The 25,515-nt window shown below is 73.1% G+C and carries 23 protein-coding genes; 12 read left to right on the top strand and 11 right to left on the bottom strand.

Going from position 1 to position 25,515, the window contains the following annotated elements:
* Both AB0I21_RS44390 and AB0I21_RS44385 read left to right on the top strand, forming a co-directional pair.
* Nucleotides 1-840, top strand: an 840-nt coding sequence (locus tag AB0I21_RS44390; protein WP_360569979.1) for a 3-hydroxyacyl-CoA dehydrogenase family protein, incomplete at its 5' end; no start/stop codon positions are given.
* A 146-nt stretch (nt 841-986) separates the two neighbouring features.
* Nucleotides 987-3,350 carry an ATP-binding protein gene (locus tag AB0I21_RS44385; protein WP_360569977.1) on the top strand — a complete coding sequence of 788 codons (2,364 nt, stop codon included), beginning with the start codon at nt 987-989 and terminating at the stop codon, nt 3,348-3,350.
* A 22-nt stretch (nt 3,351-3,372) separates the two neighbouring features.
* Here AB0I21_RS44385 and AB0I21_RS44380 read toward each other — a convergent pair whose 3' ends face one another.
* The 7 genes from AB0I21_RS44380 to AB0I21_RS44350 form a co-directional block, all read right to left on the bottom strand.
* Nucleotides 3,373-4,014: a hypothetical protein gene (locus tag AB0I21_RS44380; protein WP_360569975.1), complete on the bottom strand. Its 642-nt coding sequence runs from the start codon at nt 4,012-4,014 to the stop codon at nt 3,373-3,375.
* 10 nt (nt 4,015-4,024) lie between these two features.
* The gene (locus AB0I21_RS44375; RefSeq protein WP_360569973.1) at nt 4,025-5,977 is read right to left on the bottom strand and encodes a GMC family oxidoreductase N-terminal domain-containing protein; all 1,953 of its coding nucleotides are present in this window, start codon (nt 5,975-5,977) and stop codon (nt 4,025-4,027) included.
* Nucleotides 5,977-6,690: an ABC transporter ATP-binding protein gene (locus tag AB0I21_RS44370; RefSeq protein ID WP_360569971.1), complete on the bottom strand. Its 714-nt coding sequence runs from the start codon at nt 6,688-6,690 to the stop codon at nt 5,977-5,979. The genes AB0I21_RS44375 and AB0I21_RS44370 overlap by 1 nt, the downstream gene beginning before the upstream one ends.
* Nucleotides 6,687-7,478, bottom strand: a complete 792-nt coding sequence (locus tag AB0I21_RS44365) for an ABC transporter ATP-binding protein (RefSeq protein ID WP_360569969.1) — start codon at nt 7,476-7,478, stop codon at nt 6,687-6,689. The genes AB0I21_RS44370 and AB0I21_RS44365 overlap by 4 nt, the downstream gene beginning before the upstream one ends.
* Complete coding sequence (locus AB0I21_RS44360; protein WP_360569967.1) at nt 7,475-9,424, bottom strand: ABC transporter permease; 1,950 nt, start codon at nt 9,422-9,424, stop codon at nt 7,475-7,477. The genes AB0I21_RS44365 and AB0I21_RS44360 overlap by 4 nt, the downstream gene beginning before the upstream one ends.
* Nucleotides 9,425-9,431: 7 nt before the next feature.
* On the bottom strand, nt 9,432-10,658 hold the full coding sequence (locus AB0I21_RS44355; protein WP_360569965.1) for an ABC transporter substrate-binding protein: 1,227 nt from the start codon (nt 10,656-10,658) through the stop codon (nt 9,432-9,434).
* Nucleotides 10,659-10,836: 178 nt separating this feature from the next.
* Entirely contained in the window at nt 10,837-12,012 is a 1,176-nt protein-coding gene (locus tag AB0I21_RS44350; protein ID WP_360569963.1) for an acyl-CoA dehydrogenase family protein, read from the bottom strand.
* A 71-nt stretch (nt 12,013-12,083) separates the two neighbouring features.
* On the opposite strand from AB0I21_RS44350, the gene AB0I21_RS44345 reads away from it, so the two are divergent.
* On the top strand, nt 12,084-13,508 hold the full coding sequence (locus AB0I21_RS44345; RefSeq protein WP_360569961.1) for an aldehyde dehydrogenase family protein: 1,425 nt from the start codon (nt 12,084-12,086) through the stop codon (nt 13,506-13,508).
* Nucleotides 13,509-13,560: 52 nt separating this feature from the next.
* Here AB0I21_RS44345 and AB0I21_RS44340 read toward each other — a convergent pair whose 3' ends face one another.
* Entirely contained in the window at nt 13,561-13,827 is a 267-nt protein-coding gene (locus tag AB0I21_RS44340; protein ID WP_360569959.1) for a hypothetical protein, read from the bottom strand.
* Between the two features lie 156 nt (nt 13,828-13,983).
* Here AB0I21_RS44340 and AB0I21_RS44335 point away from each other — a divergent pair, with 156 nt between their 5' ends.
* On the top strand, nt 13,984-14,118 hold the full coding sequence (locus AB0I21_RS44335) for a hypothetical protein (protein ID WP_360569957.1): 135 nt from the start codon (nt 13,984-13,986) through the stop codon (nt 14,116-14,118).
* 130 nt (nt 14,119-14,248) lie between these two features.
* Here AB0I21_RS44335 and AB0I21_RS44330 read toward each other — a convergent pair whose 3' ends face one another.
* On the bottom strand, nt 14,249-14,917 hold the full coding sequence (locus tag AB0I21_RS44330; RefSeq protein WP_360569955.1) for a GntR family transcriptional regulator: 669 nt from the start codon (nt 14,915-14,917) through the stop codon (nt 14,249-14,251).
* Nucleotides 14,918-14,960: 43 nt separating this feature from the next.
* Between AB0I21_RS44330 and AB0I21_RS44325 the strand changes: the two genes are divergently transcribed.
* From AB0I21_RS44325 to AB0I21_RS44310, 4 genes are all read left to right on the top strand, one after another.
* Nucleotides 14,961-15,740 (top strand): enoyl-CoA hydratase-related protein, encoded by a 780-nt coding sequence (locus tag AB0I21_RS44325; RefSeq protein WP_360569953.1) that lies wholly within the window; start codon nt 14,961-14,963, stop codon nt 15,738-15,740.
* 147 nt (nt 15,741-15,887) lie between these two features.
* Nucleotides 15,888-16,994, top strand: a complete 1,107-nt coding sequence (locus tag AB0I21_RS44320) for a CaiB/BaiF CoA-transferase family protein (RefSeq protein ID WP_360569951.1) — start codon at nt 15,888-15,890, stop codon at nt 16,992-16,994.
* Nucleotides 16,994-18,022 (top strand): LLM class F420-dependent oxidoreductase, encoded by a 1,029-nt coding sequence (locus AB0I21_RS44315; protein ID WP_360569949.1) that lies wholly within the window; start codon nt 16,994-16,996, stop codon nt 18,020-18,022. Before AB0I21_RS44320 ends, AB0I21_RS44315 begins: the two co-directional genes overlap by 1 nt.
* A gap of 9 nt (nt 18,023-18,031) precedes the next feature.
* Nucleotides 18,032-19,165, top strand: a complete 1,134-nt coding sequence (locus AB0I21_RS44310; RefSeq protein ID WP_360569947.1) for an acyl-CoA dehydrogenase family protein — start codon at nt 18,032-18,034, stop codon at nt 19,163-19,165.
* Here the strand turns inward: AB0I21_RS44310 and AB0I21_RS44305 are convergent.
* Nucleotides 19,128-19,541: an AMP-binding protein gene (locus tag AB0I21_RS44305; protein ID WP_344505439.1), complete on the bottom strand. Its 414-nt coding sequence runs from the start codon at nt 19,539-19,541 to the stop codon at nt 19,128-19,130. The genes AB0I21_RS44310 and AB0I21_RS44305 overlap by 38 nt on opposite strands.
* Nucleotides 19,542-19,545: 4 nt before the next feature.
* Entirely contained in the window at nt 19,546-20,184 is a 639-nt protein-coding gene (locus AB0I21_RS44300; RefSeq protein WP_360569945.1) for a helix-turn-helix domain-containing protein, read from the bottom strand.
* A gap of 157 nt (nt 20,185-20,341) precedes the next feature.
* On the opposite strand from AB0I21_RS44300, the gene AB0I21_RS44295 reads away from it, so the two are divergent.
* From AB0I21_RS44295 to AB0I21_RS44280, 4 genes are read left to right on the top strand one after another with little or no spacing between them, the layout of a single operon-like run.
* The gene (locus AB0I21_RS44295) at nt 20,342-21,550 is read left to right on the top strand and encodes an oxygenase MpaB family protein (protein ID WP_360569943.1); all 1,209 of its coding nucleotides are present in this window, start codon (nt 20,342-20,344) and stop codon (nt 21,548-21,550) included.
* 16 nt (nt 21,551-21,566) lie between these two features.
* On the top strand, nt 21,567-22,766 hold the full coding sequence (locus AB0I21_RS44290) for an oxygenase MpaB family protein (RefSeq protein WP_360569941.1): 1,200 nt from the start codon (nt 21,567-21,569) through the stop codon (nt 22,764-22,766).
* A complete protein-coding gene (locus AB0I21_RS44285) occupies nt 22,763-25,015 on the top strand; it encodes a molybdopterin cofactor-binding domain-containing protein (protein WP_360569939.1) in 2,253 nt (750 codons plus the stop codon). Before AB0I21_RS44290 ends, AB0I21_RS44285 begins: the two co-directional genes overlap by 4 nt.
* Before the next feature lie 11 nt (nt 25,016-25,026).
* Nucleotides 25,027-25,503: a (2Fe-2S)-binding protein gene (locus AB0I21_RS44280; RefSeq protein ID WP_344505434.1), complete on the top strand. Its 477-nt coding sequence runs from the start codon at nt 25,027-25,029 to the stop codon at nt 25,501-25,503.
* Nucleotides 25,504-25,515: the final 12 nt, after the last annotated feature.

Below are 25,515 nucleotides of genomic sequence, written 5' to 3'. Positions count from 1 at the left end.
CTGCTGGCCGAGGGGGTGACGCGGCGGGAGGACTTCGTCGGGCTGCACTTCTTCTCGCCCGTGGACAAGATGCCGCTCGTCGAGGTGATCCGCGGGAGTGCCACCTCGGCTGCTGCCGTGGACCGGGCGCTGGGTGTGGTGCGGCAGCTGAAGAAGACGCCGATCGTCGTCAACGACAGCCGCGGGTTCTTCACCAGCCGGGTCATCGGCACGTTCACCAACGAGGGTGTCTCGATGCTCGCCGAAGGCATCCCCGCCGCCACCATCGAACAGGCCAGCTCGCAGGCCGGATACCCGGCGCCGGTCCTGGCGCTGATGGACGAGCTGACCCTCACCCTGCCCCAGAAGATCCGCCAGGAGACCGCGGCCGCGGTCGTCGCCGCCGGCGGCACCTGGACCCCGCACGCCGCCGACGCCGTCATCGACCGCCTGATCGCCGCCGGCCGCCCCGGCCGCTCCGGCGGCGCCGGCTTCTACGACTACGCCGGCGGCAAGCGCACCGGCCTCTGGCCCGGGCTGCGGGACGCCTTCGGCGGCACCAACCTCGACGTCCCCTTCGCCGACCTCATCGAGCGGATGCTGTTCGTCGAGACCCTGGAGACCATCCGCTGCCTGGAGGAGGGCGTCCTCACCTCCGCCGTCGACGCCAACGTCGGCTCCATCCTCGGCATCGGCTACCCGGCCTGGACCGGCGGTGTGCTGCAGTACGCCAACCAGTACCAGGGCGGCCTGCCCGGCTTCGTGGCCCGCGCGTCGGAACTCGCCGCCCGCTACGGCACCCGCTTCGAGCCGCCCCAGCTCCTGCTGGACAAGGCCGCCCGCGGCGAACGCTTCGAGTAGCCGTCGGGAGGGTGCGGGCGTCGGGCCCGCACCCTCTGCCGCGCCGCGCCTTTCCGGTGAGTGATAGAACGGACGGTGACGCGGAGGAGGGCGGTTGGTGATCGACGTGCACCGTGGTGCAGGGAGGCTGAACGGCGAGGTCCGGCGTGCGCGGCCGAACACCCGCGCCTGAACTGCCCCCTGGACCCAGGTTCGCCCTGGTCATCGCCACCGCGACGTATGCCGATCCCGCGCTGAGCCAGCTGCGCGCGCCGGCCCACGACGCGGCCGGGCTCGCCGAGGTCCTCGCCGACCCCGCCATCGGCGGGTTCGCGGTGACGTCGCTCATCGACCGGACCGCGCACGACATCCGGGTCGAGGTGGAGGGCTTCCTCGCCGGCCGGGACCCCGACGACCTGCTCGTCGTGTACCTGTCGTGCCACGGCGTCCGGGACCGGCGCGGACGGCTGTACTTCGCGGCGACCGACTCCAGGACCACCCACCTCGGCTCGACCGGCGTCGAGTCGAGGTGGCTGCTCGAACAGCTCGACGAGTGCCGGGCCCGCCAGGTCGTCATCCTCGACTGCTGCTTCAGCGGTGCGTTCTCCGACGGGGCGAAGGGCGAGCCGGAGGTGAACCTCGAACGGCACCTCATCGGCAGCAGCGGCCGCGGCCGTGCGGTGCTCACCGCGTCCCGGGCCGGCGAGTACTCATTCGAGGGCGAGGTGCTGCCGGGCGCGCTCGTCGCCGGGTCGGTGTTCACCACCGGCATGATCGAGGGCCTGCGGTCGGGCGACGCGGACACCGACCGGGACGGCTACATCTCCGTCGACGACGCCTACGCCTACGCGTTCGACCACGTCCGCAGGCAGCGGGCGGCGCAGACACCGCAGCGGTGGATCTACGGCGGCGAGGGCAAGATCTGGCTCGCCCGCAGCCTCGCCGGCGCGGTGATCAAACCGGTGCCGCTGCCGGCCTCGCTGCGCGCCGCCCTCGACAGCCCGCACCCCGAGGTCCGGCTCGGTGCCGTGACGACCCTCGGGCAGTGGCTCGGCGGCCAGCCGGGCCGTGCGGTGACCGCCAGGCGCGTGCTGGAGGAGCTGGCCGGTCAGGAGATCCCGCCGGTCGTCGCGGCGGCGCGGGCCCTGCTGTCGGCGCACCCGGCCGACGCCGGCCCCGACGAGCCGCTGGCGCCGCAGGGCGACACCCTCGACCTGGGCGGCGTGCACGCCGCACGCGCCGAGGCGGAGCAGATCGTCGGCGCCGCCCAGCAGGAGTACGACGAGATCGTCGCCGAGGCGAAGGCCCAGGTCGAGGCGGCCACCGTCGCCAGGGCGAAGGCGGAGCAGGACGCGGTCCTCGCCGTGCTCGCCGCGGAGCAGGCGGAGCAGCGGCTGCGGGCCGCCGAGCACGCCGCCGACGAAGCGAAGGCCGAAGCCGCCGAGATCGGGGCGGAGGTGGCGCACCTGCGAGCGCTGCGCGCGGCGTCCGAGCACGACGCGGCGAAGCGGCTGGAGTTGGCGGAGCGGCGGCACCAGAAGCTGACCCGCGGCCCGGTGGGCAACCGGGCCGCGGCAGGGCGCCTGCTCGACCAGGACGTCGACGGTCCGGTCCCGTCCGTGCCCTTCCCGCGTCCCGCCTGGGCGCCGGCCGGGCTGGACCTGCCGCCGCCGGGCCTCGCCGCCGACGGCCGCGGTGACGACCCTGCGGCGGTGGACGAGTATCTCAACCGCGCCTACACGGCCCTCGCCAACGGATCGGCGCGCATCCCCGACCCGCCGGAGTTCCCGTCCGTGCGGCGCGGATACCACCCCGGTGCCGTCGACGTCTACGTCCACCTGCTCCGCGCGACGGCCGCGCTGCGTGCCGCCGAGGCGCAGGCCATGACGTCGGCGATGTTCGGCACCATGGTCCGCCGGACGGCGCACCTGGGCGTCCGCCTGCGCGCCGCGGTGCATCAGCTGGCCGACCAGGAGCAGGACCCGGACCGGCTGGCGGAGCTGCTGCACCTGGACCACCTGGCCGCCCGGATCCGCCGGTCGGACGAGATCCTGCTCGCCGTCGCCGGCGCGGCCCCGGTCCGCCGCCGTCACGAACCGGCCCCCGTGGCAGACGTGCTGCGCAGCGCGCAGTCCGAGATCGAGTTCTTCTCCCGAGTCCGCTACATCGCGGTCGACCAGCGTCAGCGCATCGCCGCCTTCGCGGTCTTCGACGTGGTCCACCTGATCGCCGAGCTTCTCGACAACGCCACGATCTTCTCGCCGCCCAACTCGATGGTCGACGTGACCGCTCGCAAGGTCGGTGACCGCCTGCGCATCACCGTCGAGGACGACGGGATCGGGATCTCGCCCCATCAGCTTGCCGAGCTCAACGACCAGCTCGCCCGCCCCGGCAAACCCAACGACTTGAGGGTCGGGCTCTACGCGGTGAGCTGCCTGGCGGCCCGGCACGGCATCACGGTCGAGCTGTCGCCCGCCCCCGGCGGCGGGGTCGTGGCGGCGGTGCGGCTCCCGGCACAGCTGCTGGTCTGACCCGCCCGCCCGTGCGCTGCCGTCAGGACGGGTCGTGCCCCAATGTGATGCGGACGTACGTGTACTCGTCGAGGAGCTTGGCGAGCGAGACCGACTGGCGGCCGAGGAACGCGGGAAGCGACGCGTCGTCGACGCCGGTCGCGGCGACCAGCGCGGCGGCCCAGGCGCGGCCCAGGGTAAGGTGGCGGGTGAAGGCCGCGCCGTCGCGGGCGCCGTGCAGCGCGACCGCGATCGCGGCGTCCCAGGGCATCACGGTGTCGGGGCGCAGCGCGTACAGGGCCTTGGCGGCGGCGGTCGGGCCGAGCGTGCGGCGGGGACCGGCCGGCACGGCGGACAGAGTGGCGTACGCCGTGCCGAGCGCGGCCAGGTCGGCGTCGGAGACCAGGCGCAGCGGGCCGGCCGGCAGGGTCGCGGCGGACGCGGCCCACCAGCCGGCGATCCCGGCGTCGAACAGGTCCGGCTCGCCGTCGCGCGGGTACCGGATGCGGCACCCCCACGAGTTGAGCCAACGGTGCAGCAGCCGCCGGTGCTGCGGCCGCGACAGGTCAGCACCCGGCGCGGTCCGCGCGACGAAGTCGAGCCAGGTCCGGTCGGCGTTGGCGTACCCGTTGAAGACCGCGACGGAGTGGGCGAGCCGCTCCACGGTCGGGGTCGGCAGCGTCACGCCACCGATCCTAGCTGCGGAGCGTCGCGGCGAGGCGGCGGGCGTTCATGTGGGCGATCGCCTCGACGGAGATCATCGGGTTGACGCCGGACGACGCCGGGAAACAGGACGCGTCGGCGACGACGAGGTTCGGGACCTCCCACGTCGCGCCGTCGGGGTCCGTGGCCGACGTGGCCTTGGAGCCGCCCATGCGGGCCGCGCCCATGATGTGCAGCGCCGCCATCGACAGCTCGCCGGGCGCGGTGCCGAGGCCGCCGGTGTACGCGATGAAGTCGTCGATCGAGCCCTTGCCGCGCTCCCACGTCAGGCCGCGCTGGTGGCCGGAGAAGACGGTCAGCGCGCCGGCGGCCTCCACGATGCGGGCCGCGCCGGCGATCCCTGCCCGCATGTGGGCGGCGTCGTACGCGGAGAGCCGGTAATGCACGACGGGCTCGCCGTCGCGGTCGACGGTGACGTGGCCGGCGTCGCGGTCGCGGGTGATGACGCCGACGCCGCTGAGGTGCGGCAGGGCGCGCATCTGAGCGAGGTGCGACCGCGCGCCGCGCCAGCTCATGAACGACACGGCGATCGCGGGGTTGGTGGCGGCCGTCTCGTAGATGACGCCGTGGCCGCGGCCGTCGAGGTCGGCGTGCTCGGTGGAGTACCGCGTCTGCATCCCGCCCTCCCACGGGCGGACCTCCTCGGCGAAGGTGCCCCAGACCCCGGTGGCCGGGTGCAGGTGCAGGTGCCGGCCGATGTTGGGGTTGGTGAGCCCGGAGCGGCGCAGCAGCGCCGGCGTCTGGATGCTGCCCGCGGCGGCGACGACCGCCCGGGCGCGCACGGTGACCGGGAAGCCGTCGGCGGTGTGCCCGGTGACGCCGGTGGCGGCGCCGGCCGCGACGGTGACGGTCCGCACGTCGACGCCGACGAGCAGCCGCGCGCCGGCCCGCTGCGCGTCGACGAGCCAGGTCTTCGCCACGGACTGCTTGGCGCCGATGCGGCAGCCGAGGCCGCACCGGCCGCACTCGATGCCGGTGTCGCAGCCGATGACGTTGCGCGGCATCTCCGCGACGTGCCAGCCGAGCTTGGTGAGCCCGGCCTGCATGAGGGCGTCGCGGGAGGAGATCGCGCCGTGGTCGAGGTTCACGCCGAGGCGGGTCCACACCGCGTCGAGCGAGGCGTCGTACTCGTCGGTGGCGAACTGCGGCACGCCGTGCGACGCCCACTCGTCGCGTACACCGGCCGGCGTGCGAAACGACGTGGAGTAGTTGACGACGGTGCCGCCGCCGACGCCTTGGCCCTGCAGCAGGCTCAGCTGCCCCTCGGCGGTCGCGGCCGGGCCGGGCGCGTAGAGCCGGGACAGGCCGGACAGCTCGCCGCCGTCGAAGTCCCGGTCGTCGTGGTAGCCGCCCTTCTCCAGGACGATGACGTCGAGCCCGGCGGCGGCGAGGACGGCGGCCGCGGTCCCGCCGCCCGCCCCGGATCCGACGACCACCACGTCGCAGTCCAGGACGGTCGGTCCGGCCGGACGGGTCGGCCGCAGCGGTGGTTCCGCGGCGTCGGCTCGTGTACCGAGGGGGCCCGGATAACCGATCGCGTCCCACAGCGGCGAGTGCCCGGTCGGGCCGGGCGCCAGATAGTAGGAGAGTGTCGCGGCGCCCTTGAGCGCCTGGAACAGCGCCCGCTTGCGGGCGTTGCCGGACCCGGCGAGCCCGAGCAGGATCGCCTCCCGGCTGGCCTGCGGCTGCCGGGAGAACGAGCGCAGCCCGCCGCCCCGCAGCGGTGCCGCCAGCGGCGAGTCCCACAGCGTCAGCAGCTGCAGGAACTGCCGGGTCTCGGCGGCGCGCGGGTTGCCCAGCACGAGACCGGCCATGATGTCGACGGCGCCGATCTCGCGGGCCGACGGGATGCCGTCGCCGTCGCCGGGCGCGAAGGTGTCGCAGATGCTCGCGAGCGCGGCGCGCTGCCGGGCGGTGAGTTCCATCAGGACTTCCCGATCGTAGAAGGTGACGCGCCGAAGTACGCCTCGGCGACGGTGTGCCGCTGCGCGCGCAGCCGGCGGGCGGATCCGGCGAGGACGGCGCGGCCGTGGTGGAGCACGACGGCCCGGTCGGCGACGGTCAGGGCGAGGTCGATGTGCTGCTCGACGAGCACGACGGCGACGCCGAGCCGGTCGGCGAGCGCGCGGACGGTCGGCAGGATCGCCTGCACCGCGATGGGGGACAGGCCCATGCTGAGCTCGTCGATCAGCAGGATCCGCGGCATGCTGACAAGTGCCTTGGCGATGGCGAGCGTCTGCTGCTCGCCGCCGGACAGCAACCCGCACCGGCGGGACAGCAGCGGCTCCAGCGTGGGGAACAGCTCCAGCACCCGGCCGAGGTCGGCCCGCCCGGCGAGGGTCAGGTTCTCCCGGACGGTCAGGCCGTGGAACACGCCGCGGGTGTCGGGGACGAGGACGAGCCCGGCGCGGGCGTTGCGTTCGACGCGCCGGTGCAGCGGCTTCCCGTACGCGGTGACGGTGCCCGCGGCCGGGGCGATGACGCCGGCGGCGGTGAGCAGCGTCGTGGTCTTGCCGGCGCCGTTGGGGCCGAGCAGCGCGACGACCTCGCCCTCGCCGACCTCGAGGTCGAGGTCCCGCACGGCGGGGACGCCCGCGTAGCCGGCGGTGACGCCCGCCAGCTTCAGGACGGCGGTCATGAGGGCACCTCCTGAGGGGCGCCGGCGTCGGCTTCTGACGGGGCGTCGGCTTCTGACGGGGCGCCGAGGTACGCGGTCCGCACGGCCGGGTCGGCGCGGACCTCGTGGGGCGTGCCGGCGGCGATGACGGCGCCGTAGTCCAGGACGTACACGCGGTCGCAGACGTCGAAGACGAGGTTCATGTCGTGGTCGATGAGCAGCACGCCGAGGCCCGCATCGGCGATCGCCCGCACGTGCCCGCCGAACTCGGCGCTCTCGTCGGTGTCGAGCCCGGCGGCAGGCTCGTCGAGCAGGACCGCCTCGGTCCCGCCGGCGAGGGCGCGGGCCACCCCGACGATCTTCTGCCGGCCCAGGCTCAGCTCGCCGGGGCGCCGGTCCGCCACGAACTGCAGGCCGAACATCTCCAGTGCCGCGTCCACGTCGCCGGCACGGGCGGCCCGCCCGGTCAGGTCGCTCCACAGGTTGCGCAGCGGCCCCCGGGCGGCGGCGACGGCGACGTTCTGCCGGACGGTCAGGTCGCCGAAGAGCTCGCCCGCCTGCCAGGTGCGGGCCAGCCCGGCGCGGCGGCGGGCGTGCGGCGGGAGCCCGTCGAGGCGCCGCCCGGCGAGGGTGACGGTGCCGCGGGCGGCGGTGAAGCCGGTGACGGCGTCGACGAACGTGGTCTTGCCGGCGCCGTTCGGCCCGATCAGCCCGACCACCTCGCCGGCGCCGACGTGGAGGGTGACGTCGGTGTTGGCGAGGACGCCGCCGTACCGCACCGTGAGTCCGGTGGCTTCCAGGAGTGTCATGCCGCGACCTTCCTGCGGTGGAGATGTCCGGCGATGACCTTCCGGCGGTGGAGGCTGCCGGCGATGCCGGAGGGGTTGAGCACCGCGGTGACGACGAGCGCGCACGCGGCGATGAGCGTGTAGTACCGGCCGAGGCCGAACGTCGTGTTGAGCAGCGTGTACAGCACCCCGAGCGGCGCGACGAGACCGGCGATGACGGCGCCGCCGATGCGGGTGATGCCGCCGACGTAGGTCATGCACAGCACGCCGAGGCCGACGATGACGTTGAACGACTCCGCGGACAGCTGCGAGCGGCTGTACCCGATGAGGCAGCCGCCGACGCCGGCGAGGAACGCGGCGACGGCGAACCCGGCGAGCTTCGTGCGGGCCACGTCGATGCCGGCCGCGGCCGCCGCGCGCTCGTTGGCGCGCACCGCGAGGAACGCCTGCCCGGTCGTGCCGGCGAGCAGCCGCGCGACGGCGGCGGCGAGCACCCCGACCACGACGACGACCGTGCCGGCGAACGCGGTCGTCGTCAGGTCGGTGCCGCGCCGCACCTCGAGGTTCCAGCCGAGGAGGGTGGGCCCGTCGATGAGGTTGCCCTCGAACGGGGTCAGCGCCGGGTTGGCGAACACGAGCTGCTGGATGGCGATCGCGCCGGCGAGCGTGACCACCGCCAGCTGGGCGCCGCGGATCCGCAGCGCCGGCAGGCCGACGGCGACACCGACGAGCGTGGCGACGCCCGCCGACACGAGGATGGTGAGCGGGAAGGGCAGCCCCCAGGCGACGGTGGCCCTGGAGAGCACGAAGCCACCCGTACCGGCGAAGGCCATGGACGCGAGGGAGATCTGCCCCAGGTAGCCGGTGAGCACGACCAGGGACAGGGCGATCAGCGCCATGATGATCGAGGTGACGACCCCGAAGCGCCAGCTGCCGGACGTGAGGGCGATCGCGGCGGCGGCCGCGCCCGTGAGCAGCAGGCCCGCTCGCAGCCGGCGCCGGGGCAGCGCCACCGCCGGCATCCGGTCCGCGCCGGGCGCGCCGCGGGCGGGGATGCCGCGGCCGAGCACGACGAGCGCGACGACGACGAGCACGAACGGCACCGCGTCGCCGAGCCCGGCCTGCGCCCAGGCGGGCCAGCCGTCGACGGTGCTCGCCAGCAGCAGCAGCGACTGGAAGCAGCCGATGCCGACGCCGGCGAGCCCCGCGGTCATGACCGACGTGAGCCGGGCCAGCAGCGCCGCGGCGAGCCCGGGCAGGACGTAGAACATGTAACCGATCGGGTCGAGCCCGACGGTCGGCGCGGCGAGGACCGCGACCAGCGCCGTCGCGGCGCCGGTGCACAGCCACGCGACGGCGGCGAGCCGGTCCGGCGAGAGGCCGGTGAGCCGGGCGGCCCGCTCGTCCTCGGCGCAGGCCCGGGTCGCGACGCCCCAGCGGGTCCGGCGGAAGTACACCGCGAACGCCACGGTCGCGGTCAACGCCACCGCGAGGAGGATCAGGTCGCTCACGTTGAGCCGCGTCCCGGCGACCCCGAGCGTCCGGTCGGTGAGCAGCGGCGCCGCGAGCGCGCCGTCGGTCCGGAACCGCAGGGGCACCAGCGAGCCGATCGCGAGCATCAGCCCGACCGACGCCACCACCTGCGACAGCGGTGGCGCGCCGCGCAGCGGCCGGAACACCAGCCAGTGCGCGGCGAACGCCAGCGCCGCGGTGCTCAGCACCCCGAGCGCCACCGCCGTCCACGCGGACATCGGCCCGTCGGCGAGCGGCACCGACCCGACCGGCAGCACGAGCGTGCCGCTGCGGCGCAGCTCGGCGACGACCCAGACGCCCCACAGCGCGAGCGATCCCTGCGCGAAGTTGAGGACCCCGGTGGCGACGTGCAGCGCCACGATGGACGTGGCGATGACCGCGTACACGGCGCCGGCGGCGAAGCCGAGCGTGAGGAAGAGCAGGACCTGATCCATGGTGCTGCTACACCGCGCCTGGGATCGCGGCGAGGACCTGCGGGACCGGCGTGATCCAGGTGTCCGTGACGGGTTTCGCCGAGCCGTCGGGCTGCACGACGTACAGCAGGATCTGCGTGGTGCAGTTCGGTGAGGTGGCGCTGCCGCAGTTGAGCCGCGGGCCGAGGAAGCTCGGGAAGTCCTTGAGGCCCTTGAGCGTCTTGAGCACGCCGGGGCCGGTCAGGTCGGTCTCGGCGGCGCTGGACATCGCCTTGGCGAAGTTCACCAGCAGCGCGAACTCGCCGACGGCGTAGTAGCCGCCGGTGCCGCCCTCGACGCCGTCGATGTACTTCGTGGCCAGGGACAGCTCCCGTTGCAGCTCGGCGGGCACGTACTTCGCCGCGACCGGCAGCCAGTTGGAGGAATACAGTGCCCCGCCGGCGGCCTGTGCGGGGCCGGCCTTGATGTAGTCGGTGCAGGCGGCGGTGAAGATGTCGCCCTTGTACTGCAGCTGCCGCAGCGCCTTCACCAGCGCCGTGCACACGGCCTCGCTGGGGGAGGCGACGAGGCCGCCGACGTCGGGCTTGTCCTGGGCGATGGTGGAGGCGACGGCGGTGAAGTTGGGGTTGGTGGGGGAGAAGTAGATGCCCTTGGCGGTGATGCCGAGGGTCTTCGCCAGCACCGGCAGCAGGTTGTCGATGGTCTGGTGTGACGACGGGGTGTCGACGAGCGCGAGGGTGACCGACGTCTTCCCGGCGGTCTTGAACGCCTGGAGCGCGCCGACGAGGAACGACGCCTGCGGGGCGGCGAAGAACACCCGGTTCTCGGCCTTGGCGCCGGTGACGGAGTCGAACGGGATCATGCCGACGAGCGGGATCTGCGCGGCGGTCAGCGCGGGCAGGGTGGCGCTGGAGGACAGGTTGTAGCCGTCCATGACGGCGACGACCTTCTTCTCCACGAACGTGTTGGCGCACGACTGCGCCTTCTCCGGGGTCGTGTCGGTGTCGCAGTACACGACCTCGAGCGGGTGGCCGTTGATGCCGCCGAGCTCGGTGTTGACGTACTTGAGGGCGGCCTTGACGCCGGTGTCGGTGCCGGGCTGCGGGACCGGCCCGCCGTTCGGGTTGAGGAAGCCGACGGTGATCGGCGGCTTCGAGAAGCTGGGGGTGGCGCGCTGCGGTTCGGCGGTGTCCTCGGCGCAGGCGGCGGTGACCAGGACGAGGGCGGCGGCGGTAAGGGCTTTGATTCGGAGCATGGGAACTCCACTTCGATCACATGGTTGCCTCGAGGGGGCGGGCGGGGCCCGTGAGGCGTCGCGGCGCGCTTTCCCGGCGACGCCCGTGGGGCGCCGCCGGCATTGCCGGCGACGCCCGTGGATCGCGTAGGAGGCACTGTAAGTCAGCGTTAACTTCTTGGGAAGTATCCGCGCGGCACTACTGTGAATCTCTGCTAACTTCGTGCAGTCCGTAGGTCTTGGCGATGATGTCGCGCTGGATCTCGCTGGTGCCGCCGTACACCGTGGAGACGATCGACGAGCGGACCAGGCGCTCCATGTCGAACTCGGTGGCATAGCCGTAGCCGCCCATCATCTGCATCGCGTCGAGCGTCACCCGGCGGGCGGTCTCGGTCGCCTTCAGCTTCGCCATCGACGTCTCCCGCGGCAGCACCGTGTCGGGCGCGCGGTCGACCTGCGCGGCCGTCGCGTACACGAGCAGCCGGGCGCACTCGATCTCGGTGGCGAGGTCGGCGAGGCGGTGCCGCAGCACCTGGAACGAGCCGATCGGCCGGCCGAACTGCCGGCGCCCCTTCACGTAGTCCACGACGTCGTCGAACGCGCGCTGCGCGGTGCCGAGCATGAGGCTGGCGAGGATCAGCCGCTCCAGGTTGAGCCCCGCCATCAGCTGCCGCCAGCCGGCGTCGAGCGTGCCGACGACGGCGTCCGCGGGCAGCGCGCAGTCGGTGAAGTACAGGTCGTTGACCTCCCGGCCGCCCATCGTGTCGATGCCGGAGACGGTCAGCCCGGCGGCCGTCGTGGGCACCTGGAACATGGTGAGTCCACTGTGGTCACCGGCGCGGCCGCCGGTCCGCGCGACGAGCAGGATGCGCTCGGCGAGGTGCGCGTTGGAGCACCACGTCTTCTGCCCGTTGACCACCCACTCGTCGCCGCGGCGCTCGGCGCGGCAGCTGAGGTTCGCCACGTCCGAGCCGGCCTCGGGCTCCGACATGGCGATCGCCTCGATGGCGCCGCGGGCGACCCCGCCGAGGACGACCTTCTTCTGCTCGGGTGAGCCGAAGCGCTCGTACGCGGCGGCGACGATGATCGAGGTGGTGAAGCCGCCGATCGGGGCCATCGCCTTCGCGGTCGTCTCCAGGAACAGGCACAGGTCGACCATGCCGGCGCCACCGCCGCCGAACTCCTCCGGCAGCGCCATGCCGAGCCAGCCGAGGTCGGCCATCTTGCGGTAGAGCTCGGGGCTGTGGTTCTCCCTGCCACCGTCGGTCAGCGCCAGGCGCTGCTCCCGGCTGCCGGCCTCCCGGCGGCAGAAGTCCTGCACCGCGGCCACCAGTGATCGTTGTTCGTCGTTGTATTCCACAGCTGGGTCCTCCATGGATGCCGTTGTGAACGCGGGGATTGACACCGAGGCTAAACTATCGAATATCAAATGTCAGGGAGGTCTCGATGACGTCGACCGTCGCGCACGAGGTGGCTGTTGAGGCGGCGGTGGAGCGCGCCCGCGCTGCCGCCGGCTGGTGGGCGGGCCTCACCGCCCGGCAGCGACGGCACCATCTGCTGGCGTTCAAGGCGTCGATCGCCCGAGGGGTCACCGAGCTCGCTTCGCTGATCCGCGAGGAGACCGGCAAGCCGCTCGCGGGGGCGCTGCTGGAGGTGATGCTCACCGTCGAGCACCTCGACTGGGCCGCCCGCCACGCCGGCCGCGTGCTCAGGCGGCGCTCCGTGTCCTCGGGCATGCTCGCCTTCAACCAGGCCAGCACCGTCGAGTACGTGCCGTTCGGGGTGGTCGGCGTGATCGGCCCGTGGAACTACCCCTTTTACACGCCGATGGGCTCCATCTCCCACGCGCTCGCCGCCGGCAACGCGGTCGTGTTCAAGCCCAGCGAGTTCACGCCCGGCGTCGGGTCGTGGCTCGCCTCGCGCTGGTCTTCGTTGGTGCCCGAGCACCCTGTCCTGCAGGTGGTCACCGGCGATGGCGCGACCGGCGCCGCGCTGTGCCGGGCGGGCGTGGACAAGATCGCGTTCACCGGCTCCGCGGCCACGGCCCGTCGCGTCATGGCGGCCTGCGCGGAGCGGCTCACCCCGATCGTCATCGAGGGCGGCGGCAAGGACGCGCTCATCGTCACCGCCGACGCCGACCTGCCGGCCGCGGCGAGCGCCGCGGTGTTCGGCGGCCTCGGCAACGCGGGCCAGACCTGCGCCGGCGTCGAGCGCATCTACGTCGTCGACGCCGTCCACGACGCGTTCCTGGCCGAACTGACCCCGCTGCTGCGCGAGGTGCGGCCGGGCGCCGAGGCCGACGCGCCGTACGGCCCGATGACCACGCCCGCGCAGCCGGAGATCGTCCGGCGGCACATCACCGACGCGATCGACCGCGGCGGCCGGGCCGTCGTCGGCGACGCGGCCTCGGTGCGCCCGCCGTTCGTCGACCCGGTCCTGCTCGCCGACGTCCCCGAGGACAGCGCCGCCGTCACCGAGGAGACGTTCGGCCCGGTGCTGATCGTCAACCGGGTCGCCGACGCCGACGAGGCGCTGCGCCGCGCGAACGCCACCGCCTACGGGCTGGCCGGCTCCATCTTCACCCGCCGCCGCGCGACCGGCCGGGCGCTCGCCGCGGGCCTGCGGGCGGGCGCGGTCTCGGTCAACTCGGTCCTCGGCTACGCCGCCGTGCCCGCGCTGCCCTTCGGCGGCGTCGGCGACTCAGGCTTCGGCCGGGTCCACGGCGCCGACGGGCTGCGCGAGTTCAGCCGGGCCAAGTCCGTGACGTGGCAGCGCTTCCGCCCGCCGATCGACCTGCTGACCCTGCAGCCCGCCGAGAAGGCGATGCGGACGTCGCTGACGATGTTCAAGCTGCGTCACGGGCGCGGGTGAGGCCATGTGCGAGCTGCGTCACGGGCGCGGGTGAGGCCATGTGCGAGCTGCGTCACGGGCGCGGGTGAGGTCGGCCGTTGCGAAGCCCGTCCACAAGCCCGTCGAGGTGCCCGTCCAACCCGTCGATTAGCCCGTCCACGAGCGCGTCGACATGTCCGTCGAGTAGCCCGTCCACGCGCCGGTCGAGCAGCCTGTCCACGAGCGCGTCGAGGCGCCCGTCCAGAAGCTCGTCCACGAGCCCGCCGAGTAGCCCGTCCACGCGCCGGTCGAGCAGCCTGTCCACGAGCGCGTCGACATGTCCGCCCAGAAGCTCGTCCACGCGCCGGTCGGGTAGCCCGTCCACGAGCCCGGCGACATGCTGTCCGTTCAGAAGCCCGTCCGCGGGTGAGTCGCGTCCGCTGGCCTGGGGCCCGTCCACCAGTGCGTCGCGTCTGCTGCCATCCTCGCCCGCGAGCTGGAGCCCGTCCGCGAGCTGGTGCCCGTCCCCGTCCGCGGGCGCGTCGGCGAGTCCGTCCAGACGTCCGTTCGGAAGCGCGTCCAGCAGTTCGTCCAGCAGTTCGTCCAGCAGTTCGTCCAGCAGTTCGTCCAGTGGCGAGGCGGCATGCCGTGATCGGGTGGATTCCGGTGTGCTGCGTTCCGCTCTCAGAGCACCTTACAGCATCTTTCCAAACCGGCAGGTCACGCGTGCTGTCACCCTATCACTCACCGTGACGGGTGTCGGTGGGCGGCAAAATGCCTGGTCAGGCGGTCCAGAGGCCGAGGTCGTCGAGGTGCTTCACGAGGCGCTCGGCGCCGTCGGTGAAGTGGCGGGCCATGACGGGGCGGGCCGCGTCGGCGTCGTTGGCCGCCAGGGCCGCCAGCAGCGCCTCGTGGTCGGTGACCATGGCGGCGCGCCAGGCGGCGTCGGCGGCGTAGAAGCGGGTCGGCGTGTAGCGGGTCGCGGCCCGCAGCAGCCACGACAGCTTGCGGGCGTCGGCGAGCCGGTTGATGCCGCGGTGGAACTCGAACTCCAGCTGCTCCACCTTGCTCGCCTGCCGCGCCTGCGCGGCCCTGGCCAGCCGCTGGTGCACCGCGCGCAGCTCGTCCAGCTGCGCCGGGGTGATGACGGCGGCGACCCGGGCGACCAGCTCCCCGGCGATGTGCCCCTGCAGCCCGAAGACGTCGATGATGTCCTGCCGGGACAGCGGCGCGACCACGTGCCCGCGGCGCGGCTGCAGCTCGACCATGTCCTCGGCGCGCAGCATCAGCAGCGCCTCGCGGACCGGGGTGATGCTCAGGCCGGTCTCCTCGGCGACCTGCTCGAGCCGGATCCGCGAGCCGGGGCGCAGCTGGCCGGACATGATCCGGTCCCGCAGCAGGCTCGCCACGGTCTCCGACAACTGCGGGCGGCCGTCTGACAGCTTGGACATGCCCGCAATAGTATCAAATGTCAAAAGTCAAAGAGGGAGTGCGATGAGCAGTGGCCTGCGGGTCGAGACCCGCGACGGCGTACGCACGATCTGGTTCGACCGGCCGGACCACCGTAACGCCATGACGTGGGAGATGTTCCGCGACTACTACGCGGCGCTCAAGGCGGCCGACGACGACCCGGCGGTCCGCGCGATCGTCGTCACCGGCGCCGGCGACTGGTTCTGCGCCGGCGCCGACCCCGCCGCGCTGCAGGCGTTGCTCGACCCCGGGCACCGCGACCAGCTGCTGCACGAGCTCGGCTTCGAGCCGCACCTGCCGCTGACCCTCGGCACCCCGATCGTCGCCGCGGTCAACGGCAGCGCCGCGGGCCTCGGGCTCGTCCACGCCCTCTACGCCGACGTGCGGTTCCTCGCCGCCGAGGCGCGCCTGTCCACCGCGTTCAGCCGGCTCGGCCTCATCGCCGAATACGGCAGCGCCTGGCTGCTGCCCCGCCTCATCGGCGTCGGCAACGCCATGGACCTGCTCGTCTCCGGCCGCAAGATCGACGCGGCGGAGGCGCAGCGGATGGGCCTGGCGCAGCGGGTCCTGCCCCGCGCCGAGGTCCTGCCCGCCGCCCAGGCCTACGCCGCCGACCTCGCCGTGCACTGCGCGCCGTCGTCGATGGCGATCATCCGGCGCCAGGTGTGGGCCGGCTTGGACAGCACCGCACAGGACGCGACCGCCGACGCCGTCCGCCTGATGGGGGAGTCCCTGTCAGGTCCGGACTTCCATGCCGCGGCGGCGGCGTTGGTACAGGGCAGCACGCCGAGGTGGGACGCATGACCGGACCGGAACACAGCGCAGGAGCCGCGAATCGGCGGCGCGGGGCGGAGGTGGCGGCATGAGCGGTCCGGAGCGCAGCGGAGGAGCCGTGAATCGGCATTGCAGGTGTGGGTCAGGCCGACGCCGGAGCGTAGCGGAGGTGGCGGCATGACCGGACCGCTCACGGGTGTCAGGGTCCTGGAGCTCGCCGGTATCGGGCCCGGCCCGTTCGCCGCCATGCTGCTGGCCGACCTCGGCGCCGACGTCGTGCGCGTCGACCGCCCCGAGCCCGGCCCGCTGGCCGCCGGCGACCCCCGCACCGACCTGCTCAACCGCGGCAAGCGCTCGATCGTCGTCGACCTGAAGGACCCCGCCGGCCCCGGCCGGGTCCTCGACCTCGCCGCGAAGGCCGACATCGTCGTGGAAGGCTGGCGCCCCGGCGTCGCCGAACGCCTCGGCGTCGGCCCGGACGCGGCCCTGAATCGCAACCCGGCCCTGGTGTACGGGCGGATGACCGGCTGGGGTCAGGACGGCCCGCTCGCGCAGACCGCCGGGCACGACGTCGACTACATCGCGCTCGCCGGTGCCCTGCACCCGATCGGCGCCGCGGCCGGCCCGCCGCAGATCCCGCTCAACCTCGTCGGCGACTTCGGCGGCGGCTCGCTGTACCTCGTCGTCGGCTGCCTCGCCGCGCTGCACGTCGCCCGCACCACGGGCGTGGGGCAGGTCGTGGACGCCGCGATCGTCGACGGCACCGCGCACCTCACCACGATGTTCGCAGGGTTCCTCGCCACCGGCGCCTGGCGCCCGCAGCGGGGGCGGAACCTGCTGGACGGCGGCGCCCCGTTCTACGCCGTCTACGCCACCGCCGACGGCGGGCACATGGCCGTCGGCGCGCTGGAGCCGCAGTTCTACGCAGAGCTGCTGCGCCTGCTCGGCCTCGACGCCGACCCGGACCTGCCCGCCCAGCACGACGTCAAGGGCTGGCCCGTACTACGGGAGCGGCTCACAGCGGTATTCGCCACCCGTACCAGAGCGGAATGGACCGCGGTGTTCGACGGCACCGACGCGTGCGTGTCGCCGGTGCTGTCGCTCGCCGAGGCCGCGGGCCACCCGCACCTGGTCGCGCGCGGCACCTTCGAGGTCCACAACGGCATCGTGCAGCCCGCCGCCGCGCCCCGCTTCTCACAGACCCCGGGCGCGATCGGTGGCCTGCCACCGGTGCCCGGGCAGCACACCGACGACGTCCTCAAGGACTGGCTGGGAGGCCCCTGATGCGCATCGCCACCGCACTCCCGGTGGACGCCGACCCGAGGGCGGCCGCCGACCGCGTCGCGGCCTGGGAGGACGACGGGCTCGACATCGTGTGGGTGTCCGAGGCGTACGGGTTCGACGCGCCGACCGTCATGGGCTACCTCGCGGCGAAGACGACGAGGCTCAGCATCGGATCCTCGATCCTGCCGCTGTACTCCCGTACCCCCGCGCTCATCGCGCAGACCGCCGCCGGCCTCGACGCGGTCTCCGGCGGCCGTGCCATCCTCGGCGTCGGCGCATCCGGGCCGCAGGTCGTCGAGGGCTGGCACGGCGTCCCGTACGACAGGCCGCTCGCCCGCACCCGCGAGCTGATCGGCATCTGCAGGAGAGTGTGGCGCCGGGAGACGCTCGTCAACGACGGCGCCTACCAGCTACCGCTCCCGCCCGGTGCCGGGACAGGCCTCGGCAGGCCGCTGAAGATCCTCAGCCACCCGGTCCGCGACAGCATCCCGATCTACGTCGCGGCGCTCGGCGACCGCAACGTGCGGATGACCGCCGAGCTCGCCGACGGCTGGATGCCGTTCCTGTACGACCCTTCCCGCGCCGCCGACGTGTGGGGCGCCGCCCTGGCCGCCGGGCGGGAGAAACGCGACCCGGCGCTGGGGCCGCTGGAGATCGCCGCCGGCGGGCCGCTCGCGATCGGCGACGACGTCATCGGGCTGCGGGACCTGGCCCGCCCGCTGATCGCGCTCTACGTCGGCGGGATGGGCGCCAAGGACCGCAACTTCTACCACGACCTCGTCAGCCGGTACGGGTTCGCCGCCGAGGCCGACCGCATCCAGGAGCTGTACCTGGCCGGCCGCAAGGAGGAGGCAGCCGCCGCCGTGCCGGCGGAGCTGCTGGAACGGACCAGCCTCATCGGGCCGGAGCGCTACGTCCGGGACCGGGTGCAGGCATACCGCGACGCCGGCGTCACGATCCTCAACGTGACGCCCCTCGGGCCCGACCCGCGCCGCCTGATCGCCGCCGTCAAAGCCATGACCCAGTAGGGAGTCACCGTGGAGCGCACCGTCTTCACCGCCGAGCACCGGGCGTTCGCCGAGCTGGTGCGGGCGTTCATCGACAAGGAGATCGCCCCGCACCACGAGCGGTGGGAGGCCGACGGGGTCGTCGACCGGGATGTGTGGCGGGCCGCCGGCGCCGCCGGCCTGCTCGGGTTCTTCGTCGACGAGCGCTATGGCGGCGCCGGCGTCACCGACCGGGTGTTCAGCGCCGTCCTCACCGAGGGCCTCGCCCGCGCCGGCGCGACCGGGCCCGCGTTCGGCCTGCACAACGACATCATCGGCCCGTACCTCACCGACCTCACCGACGAGGAGCAGAAGCGGCGGTGGCTGCCGGGCTTCTGCTCCGGCGACATCATCACCGCCATCGCCATGTCGGAGCCGGGTGCGGGCAGCGACCTGCAGGGCATCACCACCACCGCGGTGCGCGACGGCGACACGTACGTCCTGAACGGGCAGAAGACGTTCATCAGCAACGGCATCCTGTCCGACCTCGTCATCGTCGTCGCCCGTACCGACCCGGCGGCGGGGCACCGGGGGATCAGCCTGCTCGTCGTCGAGCGCGGCATGGCCGGCTTCGAGCGGGGCCGCAACCTCGACAAGATCGGGCAGAAGGCGCAGGACACCGCCGAGCTGTTCTTCTCCGACGTGCGGGTGCCGGCCGCGAACCTGCTCGGCGAGGAGGGGCAGGGCTTCGCGTACCTCATGCGGAACCTGCCCTTCGAGCGGCTGTCGATCGCCGTCGCCGCGCTCGCCGCGGCCGAGACCGTGTTCGAGCAGACCGTGGCGTACTGCCGGCAGCGGCAGGCGTTCGGCAAGCCGATCGGCAGCTTCCAGCACAATCGGTTCGTGCTGGCGGAGCTGGCGACGGAGCTGCGCCTCGGCCGGGTCTTCGTGGACCGCTGCCTGGTCGAGCCGACGCTGACGGCCGAGACGGCGGCGATGGCGAAGTGGTGGTGCACGGAGCTGCAGCAGCGCACCGTGGACCGGTGCCTGCAGCTGCACGGCGGTTACGGGTACATGCGCGAATACCCGGTGGCGAAGGCGTTCCTGGACTCGCGGGTGCAGACCATCTACGGCGGCACCACGGAGATCATGAAGGAAGTGATCGGCCGGTCGCTGGGGCTGTGAGCAGGCCCGCCTCCCGCACCTGGGTCAGGGAGACCGTGGCCAGGCTGAGCTCGTGCGGCGCCGGATCGTCGACGAGGACGATCCGGCGCAGGCTCGGCAGGTCCGCGAGGATCGGCCGCCACCGGGCCAGCTCGGCGGCGCTCTCCAGCACGAGCAGCTGCGGTGCGGCGTGCCGGGCGAGGTGCCGCAGCCGGTCGGGGCGCGTCGCCGGGTCGACCGCCGCGGGCACCGCGCCGAGCGAGGCGGCGGCGAGGTCGATCAGCCACTGCTCGGCCCGGCCGGGCAGCACGATCAGCAGCCTGCCGCCGGGCCTGAGCCCGATCCGGGTCAGGCCGCGGGCGAGCAGTGCCACCTCGGGGGGAAGGTCGGCGTCCATGGCTTCATTCCGGGCGCAGCATCGGCACGAGGAACTGGCGGGCGACCGCCGCCAGCTGCTCGTCGTCGTCGAGGTCGACGACCTTGCTCGGGATCGCGAGGAACGACGCGGAGACCCGGACCATCATCTCGGCGACGAGGTCGGCGTCGAGGTCGCCGGGCAGGTTGCCGGCGCGCTGCTCCTGGCGCAGCTGCCCGGCGACGAACTGCCGCACGGTGGCGAGGGTCTGCCCGCCGTCGCCGAGCATCGACGGCATCAGCAGGTCGGGCTCGGCGGCCATGAGCCCGCCGATGAGCGGGTTGCGCCGGATCGCCCGCAGCGAGCTCACGAAGCCGAACACGACCCGGTCGGCGACGGTCTCGGCCTGCTGGATGTCGGTGAGGAACACCTCGAAGTAGCGCCGGAACTCGCGGCGCACGACGTGCTCGACGAGGAGGTCCTTGGTGGCGAACCGCCGGTAGACGGTGATCCGGGAGACGCGGGCCCGCCGGGCCACGTCCTCCATGGTGGAGCGCTGGATGCCCATGCGGCAGAACTGCTCGTAGGCCGCGTCGAGGATGCGGCCGCGGGCCTCGTCGAGGTCATCGACGCGCTCGACGGCGTCGAGGTAGGCGCGCTCCAGCAACGACTGGTCCGGGTCCACGATCACCTCCTGCTGGTGCCGATTCTGCCCTGCCCGGCAGTCGATGTCACTGGATGCCTTGTGATTGCCGACACCATGTGTTGTCATCGATGATACGCGGACGCGGGATGCGTTTCATCGTATCACCGCCGGTCCGGTACTCGAAGGAGGCGAAGGCATGGGCAACATCAGCCGGCGCAAGGTATTGACCACCGGCACTGCATTGGGCGCGCTCGGGGCGCTGAGCGTCGCCACGCCGGCCTGGAGCTGGTCGCCCGCCGGGTCGGTGGCCGGCGCGGGACCCGGCGCCGACCCGCGCTGGGTGTGGGACGACGAGGCCGACCCGCTGGTCGCGTCGCTGCTCGACCGCGGCGACGTGCCGCAGGTCAACGCGCTGCTGCGCACCTGGAAGAAGAACGGCCAGCCGCTGCCCGACGGGCTGCCGGCCGACCTGCGCGACTTCATGGAGCGGGCCCGCCAGCTGCCCGCGTGGACCGACCAGCGCAAGCTGGCCCTGGCCGTCGAGTTCAACCGCAAGCGCGGCCTCTACCTCGGCGTCCTGTACGGCCTGGCCAGCGGCATGATGAGCACCGTCATCCCGCACGAGGCCCGGGCCGTGTACTACTCCCAGGGCGGCGCGGACATGAAGGACCGCATCTCCAAGACCGCCAAGCTCGGCTACGACATCGGCTCGCTCAAGGCCTACCAGCCCGACGGCGAGATGATCGTGACCTGCGTCAAGACCCGCCTCGTCCACGCCGCCGTGCGCCACCTGCTGCCGCAGTCGCCGTACTGGCCGGGCGCCGCCGACGAGCAGATCCCGATCAGCCAGCGCGACATGATGGTCACCTGGCACAGCCTGCCCACCACCGTGATGCAGAAGCTGACCGACTGGCGGGTGCCGATCCCCGCCGCCGAGTCCGACGCGTTCCTGCACTCGTGGCAGGTCGGCGCGCACATGCTCGGCATCCGCGACGAATACATCCCCGCGTCGTGGGCCGAGGCCAACTCGCAGGCCGCCCAGGTCCTCACCCCGGTCCTGGCGCCGACCCCGGAGGGCATCAAGCTCGCCGACATCCTGCTCGGCCTGGGCGCGGTCATCGACGCCGGCCTGCTGACCAAGCCGATCCTGGGCTCGTTCACCCGCTTCATGCTCGGCGACCAGATCGCCGGGTGGCTGCGGATCCCGCGCGAGCCGCTGTGGGACAGCCTGCTCAAGGTCGCCTGGGGCCCGTTCATCGCCGTCCGCGAAGGGTTGTTGCCGTTCCCGCTCGCCCCGCAGGCGTACTGGCTGTTCGACGAGTTCCTGCGTAAGGCGGCGCTGCTGTTCCTGTCCGACGCCGGCCCGATCAGCATCGAGATCCCGCAGACCAACCGACCTTCATGAATTGGATATCATCGATATGACGGAATTGAGCAGACGCAAAGTGCTGATGGCCGGCGGCGCCCTCGGGGCGCTCGGCGCGCTGAGCGTCGCGACGCCGGCCTGGACCTGGGCCCCCGAAGGGTCGATCGCCGGCGCCGGCGCGGGCGCCGACCCGCGCTGGGTGTGGGACGAGGAGGCGGACCCGCTCGTCGCGTCGCTGCTCGACCGCGGCGGCGTCCCGGAGGTCAACCGGCTGCTGTGGGACTGGACCCGCAACGACCAGCCCACGCCCGCCGGCCTGCCCGCCGACGTGAAGGCGTTCATCGACCACGCCCGGCAGCTGCCGGACTGGGCCGACCGCGGCAAGCTCGAGGCCGCCGCCACCTTCAACAAGTCCCGCGGCCTCTACCTCAACCTGCTCAACGGCGTCGGCGGCGGCATGCTGAGCACCGCCATCCCCAAGGAGGCCCGCGCGGTCTACTACTCCAAGGGCGGCGCCGACATGGAGGACCGCGTCGCCAAGACGAGCATCCTCGGCTTCGCCGTCGGCGCGCTCAACGCCTACCGCCCCGACGGCAACTGCATCGTCAACGCCGTCAAGACCCGGCTCGTGCACGCCGCCGTCCGGCACCTGCTGCAGCAGTCCCCGCACTGGGACGGCACCATCCCGATCAGCCAGGAGGACATGCTCGTCACCTGGCACACCCTGCCGACCTTCGCGATGCGCAAGATGCGCGAGTGGAAGGTGCCGATCCCCGCCGCCGACGCCGAGGCCTACCTGCACGTCTGGCAGGTCACCGCGCACCTGCTCGGCATCCGCGACGAGTACATCCCCGCCACGTGGACCGCCGCGAACGCCCAGTCCGACCAGGTCCTGCCCCGCAACATGGGACCGACCCCCGAAGGCGTCATCCTCACCGACGTCCTGCTCGGCCAGCTCGCCGAGCAGACCAGCCCCGGCAGCGTCAGCCGGCCGCTGTGCAACGCGCTCGCCCGGTATCTCGTGGGCAACCAGGTCGCCGACTGGGACGCCATCCCGCGCGAGCCGGTGTGGGACCCGCTGATCGCCACCGTCTGGCCGCCGCTCGTGAAGTTCCGCGAGGGCCTCATGCCGCTGCCGCTCGTCCCCGCCGCCGCGTGGGTCGTCGACGAGGCGGTCCGCCAGTACATCCTCTTCTACCTCACCAAGGGTCAGGAGACGAAGATCGAGATCCCCACCATCAACCGGCCGTCGTGAGCGAGGGCATCCGGCGGCGGCAGTTCATCGGCTTCGTCGTCGCCGCTCCTGTACTGGTGACCGCCGCCGCACTGGATGCCCCGGCACCCGCCTCCGCCGCCGCCGACATCACCGACATCGTGGACCTCAACGACCTCATGACCGTGGCCGCCCTGCCGACCTCGGGCCTCATCTCCGTCGAGGTCACCCCGGACGGCACCGTGTCGTTCGCGCTGCCCCGCGCCGAGGTCGGGCAGGGCATCACCACCTCCACCGCCATGCTGATCGCCGAGGAACTGTCCGTGCCGCTGGAGCGGGTGCGGGTGACGCTCGCCGACGCCCGGCCCGAGCTGCTGTTCAACCAGCTGACCGGCGGCTCCAACACCACCATCGCCACCTACACGCCGATCCGGGTCGCCGCCGCGATCGCCCGGACCCGGCTCCTGCAGGCCGCCGCCCAGTCCCTCGGCACCGCCGTGGCCGACCTGACCCTGCGGGCCGGAGTGATCACCGATCGCTCCGGCCGGTACCTCGACATCGGAGCGCTCGCCGTCGCGGCGGCGAGCGCCCGCACCACACCGATGGCGGTGGAGCTCACCGCCCGCGAGAGCTTCACCGTCATCGGCAAGCCCCACAACCGCGTCGACGCCCGCGACGCCGTCACCGGCCGCAAGCGCTTCGCCATGGACCTCGACGTCCCCGACGCCAAACCGACCATGGTCTGCCGCCCGCCGACCATCAACGGCAAGGTCGGCTCGGTCGCCAACCTCGCCGAGGTCCAGGCGATGCCCGGCGTCACCCACGTCGTCGTCATCGGCACCGGCGTCGCCGTCCGCGCCCAGACGTTCGGCCAGTGCATCGACGCCGTCCGCGCCCTGCGCGTCACCTGGCGGCCCGGCACCGCCGAAGGCAAGTCCGACCAGACCATCCGGCAGGAGCTCGCCCTCGCCGAGCTGCCGATCGGGCTGCGGGCGCCGACCCCGGTCGTCGACGCCCGCTTCACCTTCCACTTCCGCAACAACAGCGCCCTGGAGCCCAACTGCGCCATCGCCGACGTCCGCGCCGGCCGCGCCGAGATCTGGTCGGCGCTCAAGGCACCGATCGTCGCCAAGCAGGCGATCGCCGCCAAGCTCGGCCTGCCGGCCGGCGCCGTCACCGTCCACGTCACCGAGGGCGGCGGCTCGTTCGGCCGCAAACTGTTCTTCGACGCCGCCCTCGAGGCCGCCGAGGTGTCGCAGAAGATCGGCCGGCCGGTGAAGCTCATGTGGCACCGCGCCGACGACTCCCGCCAGGGCCGGGTGCACCCGATGGCGACGTCGCGGGTGCGCGCCGGGTACCTCGGCAACACCGTCCTCAGCTACGACCAGCGGCACACCAGCGTCGCCACCGACCTCAGCCACGGCCTCGGCGAGATCATCACCGCCTTCGCCGCCCGCCTGCCCGTCGGCGACATCGGCTTCTCCGAGACCTTCTTCCAGCTCAGCCAGACGATGTCCTACGACTTCGGGGTCACCAGCCGGCTGCTCAACGAGACCGACAAGGGCTTCAACACCGGCAGCATGCGCAACGTCTACTCACCCGACGTCACCTGCGCCCGCGAGCTCGTCGTCGACCAGCTCGCCGCCCGCATGGGCCGGGACCCGTACCAGTTCCGGCGGGCCTTCCTGCGCGACGACCGCTCCCGCGCCGTCCTCGACCGGGTCGCCACCGCCGGCGGCTGGGGCCGTTCCCTACCGGCCGGCGTGGCGCAGGGCATCGCGTTGCACGCCGAGTACAAGGCCGTCAGCGCCGTCCTCGTCGAGCTCGACTGCCGCCCCGCCACCGTCAACCGCTCGATCCGCGACGGCGTCGCCGGCCCCCGCGTCACCCGCGCGGTGGTCGCCGTCGACGTCGGTCTCGCCGTCAACCCGCGCGGGCTGGAGGCGCAGATGATGGGCTGCGTCATGGACGGCATCGCCCTGGCGCTGACGTCCAGCCTGCACCTGCGCGACGGGTACTTCCTCGAGGCCAGCTGGGACAACTACTTCTACACCCGCCAGTGGAACACCCCACCCGACCTGCAGGTCATCGTCATGCCCAGCACGTCCGACCAGCCCGGCGGCGCCGGCGAGCTCGGCGTGGCCGCCTCGATGGCCGCGGTCGCGTGCGCCTACGGCCGGGCCACCGGCACCATGCCGACCACGTTCCCGATCAACCACGGCACGCTGTCCTTCACCCCCAAGCCGACCGTCCCGCCGATCCCGCCGTCGCCCACCGACGGGCTTGCATAGGAGCCGCTCGCATGCCCCAGCACACCTTCCGCGTCAACGGCTCCCAGGTCACCGTCGACGCCGCCGACGACGAGCGCCTGCTGTGGGTGCTGCGCGACCTCCTCGGGATCACCGGCCCCAAGTACGGCTGCGGTATCAACGTCTGCAAGGCGTGCACCAGCCACCTCAACGGCCGGGCCGTGAACCCGTGCGCCATCCCGGTGAAGGACCTCGCCCCCACCGACGAGGTCACCACCATCGAGGGCCTGGCCGCGACCGCCGGCGGCGACCTGCACCCCATGCAGCAGGCGTGGCTCGACCACGACGTGGCCCAGTGCGGCTACTGCCAGCCCGGCCAGATCATGGCCGCCGTCGACCTCGTCCGCCGCACCGCCGCCGAGGGCCGCGACATCACCGACGCGGACCTCGACACCCTGCGCAACATCTGCCGCTGCGGCACGTACCCCCGCATCCGCGCCGCCATCAAGGACGCCGCCAAACGCATGTAGCCCGCGTCATGC

It is taken from the genome of Dactylosporangium sp. NPDC050588 (assembly GCF_040654975.1).
GTDB classification, from domain to species: Bacteria; Actinomycetota; Actinomycetes; order Mycobacteriales; family Micromonosporaceae; genus Dactylosporangium; species Dactylosporangium maewongense.
This window is presented reverse-complemented; position numbering and strand designations above follow the sequence as displayed.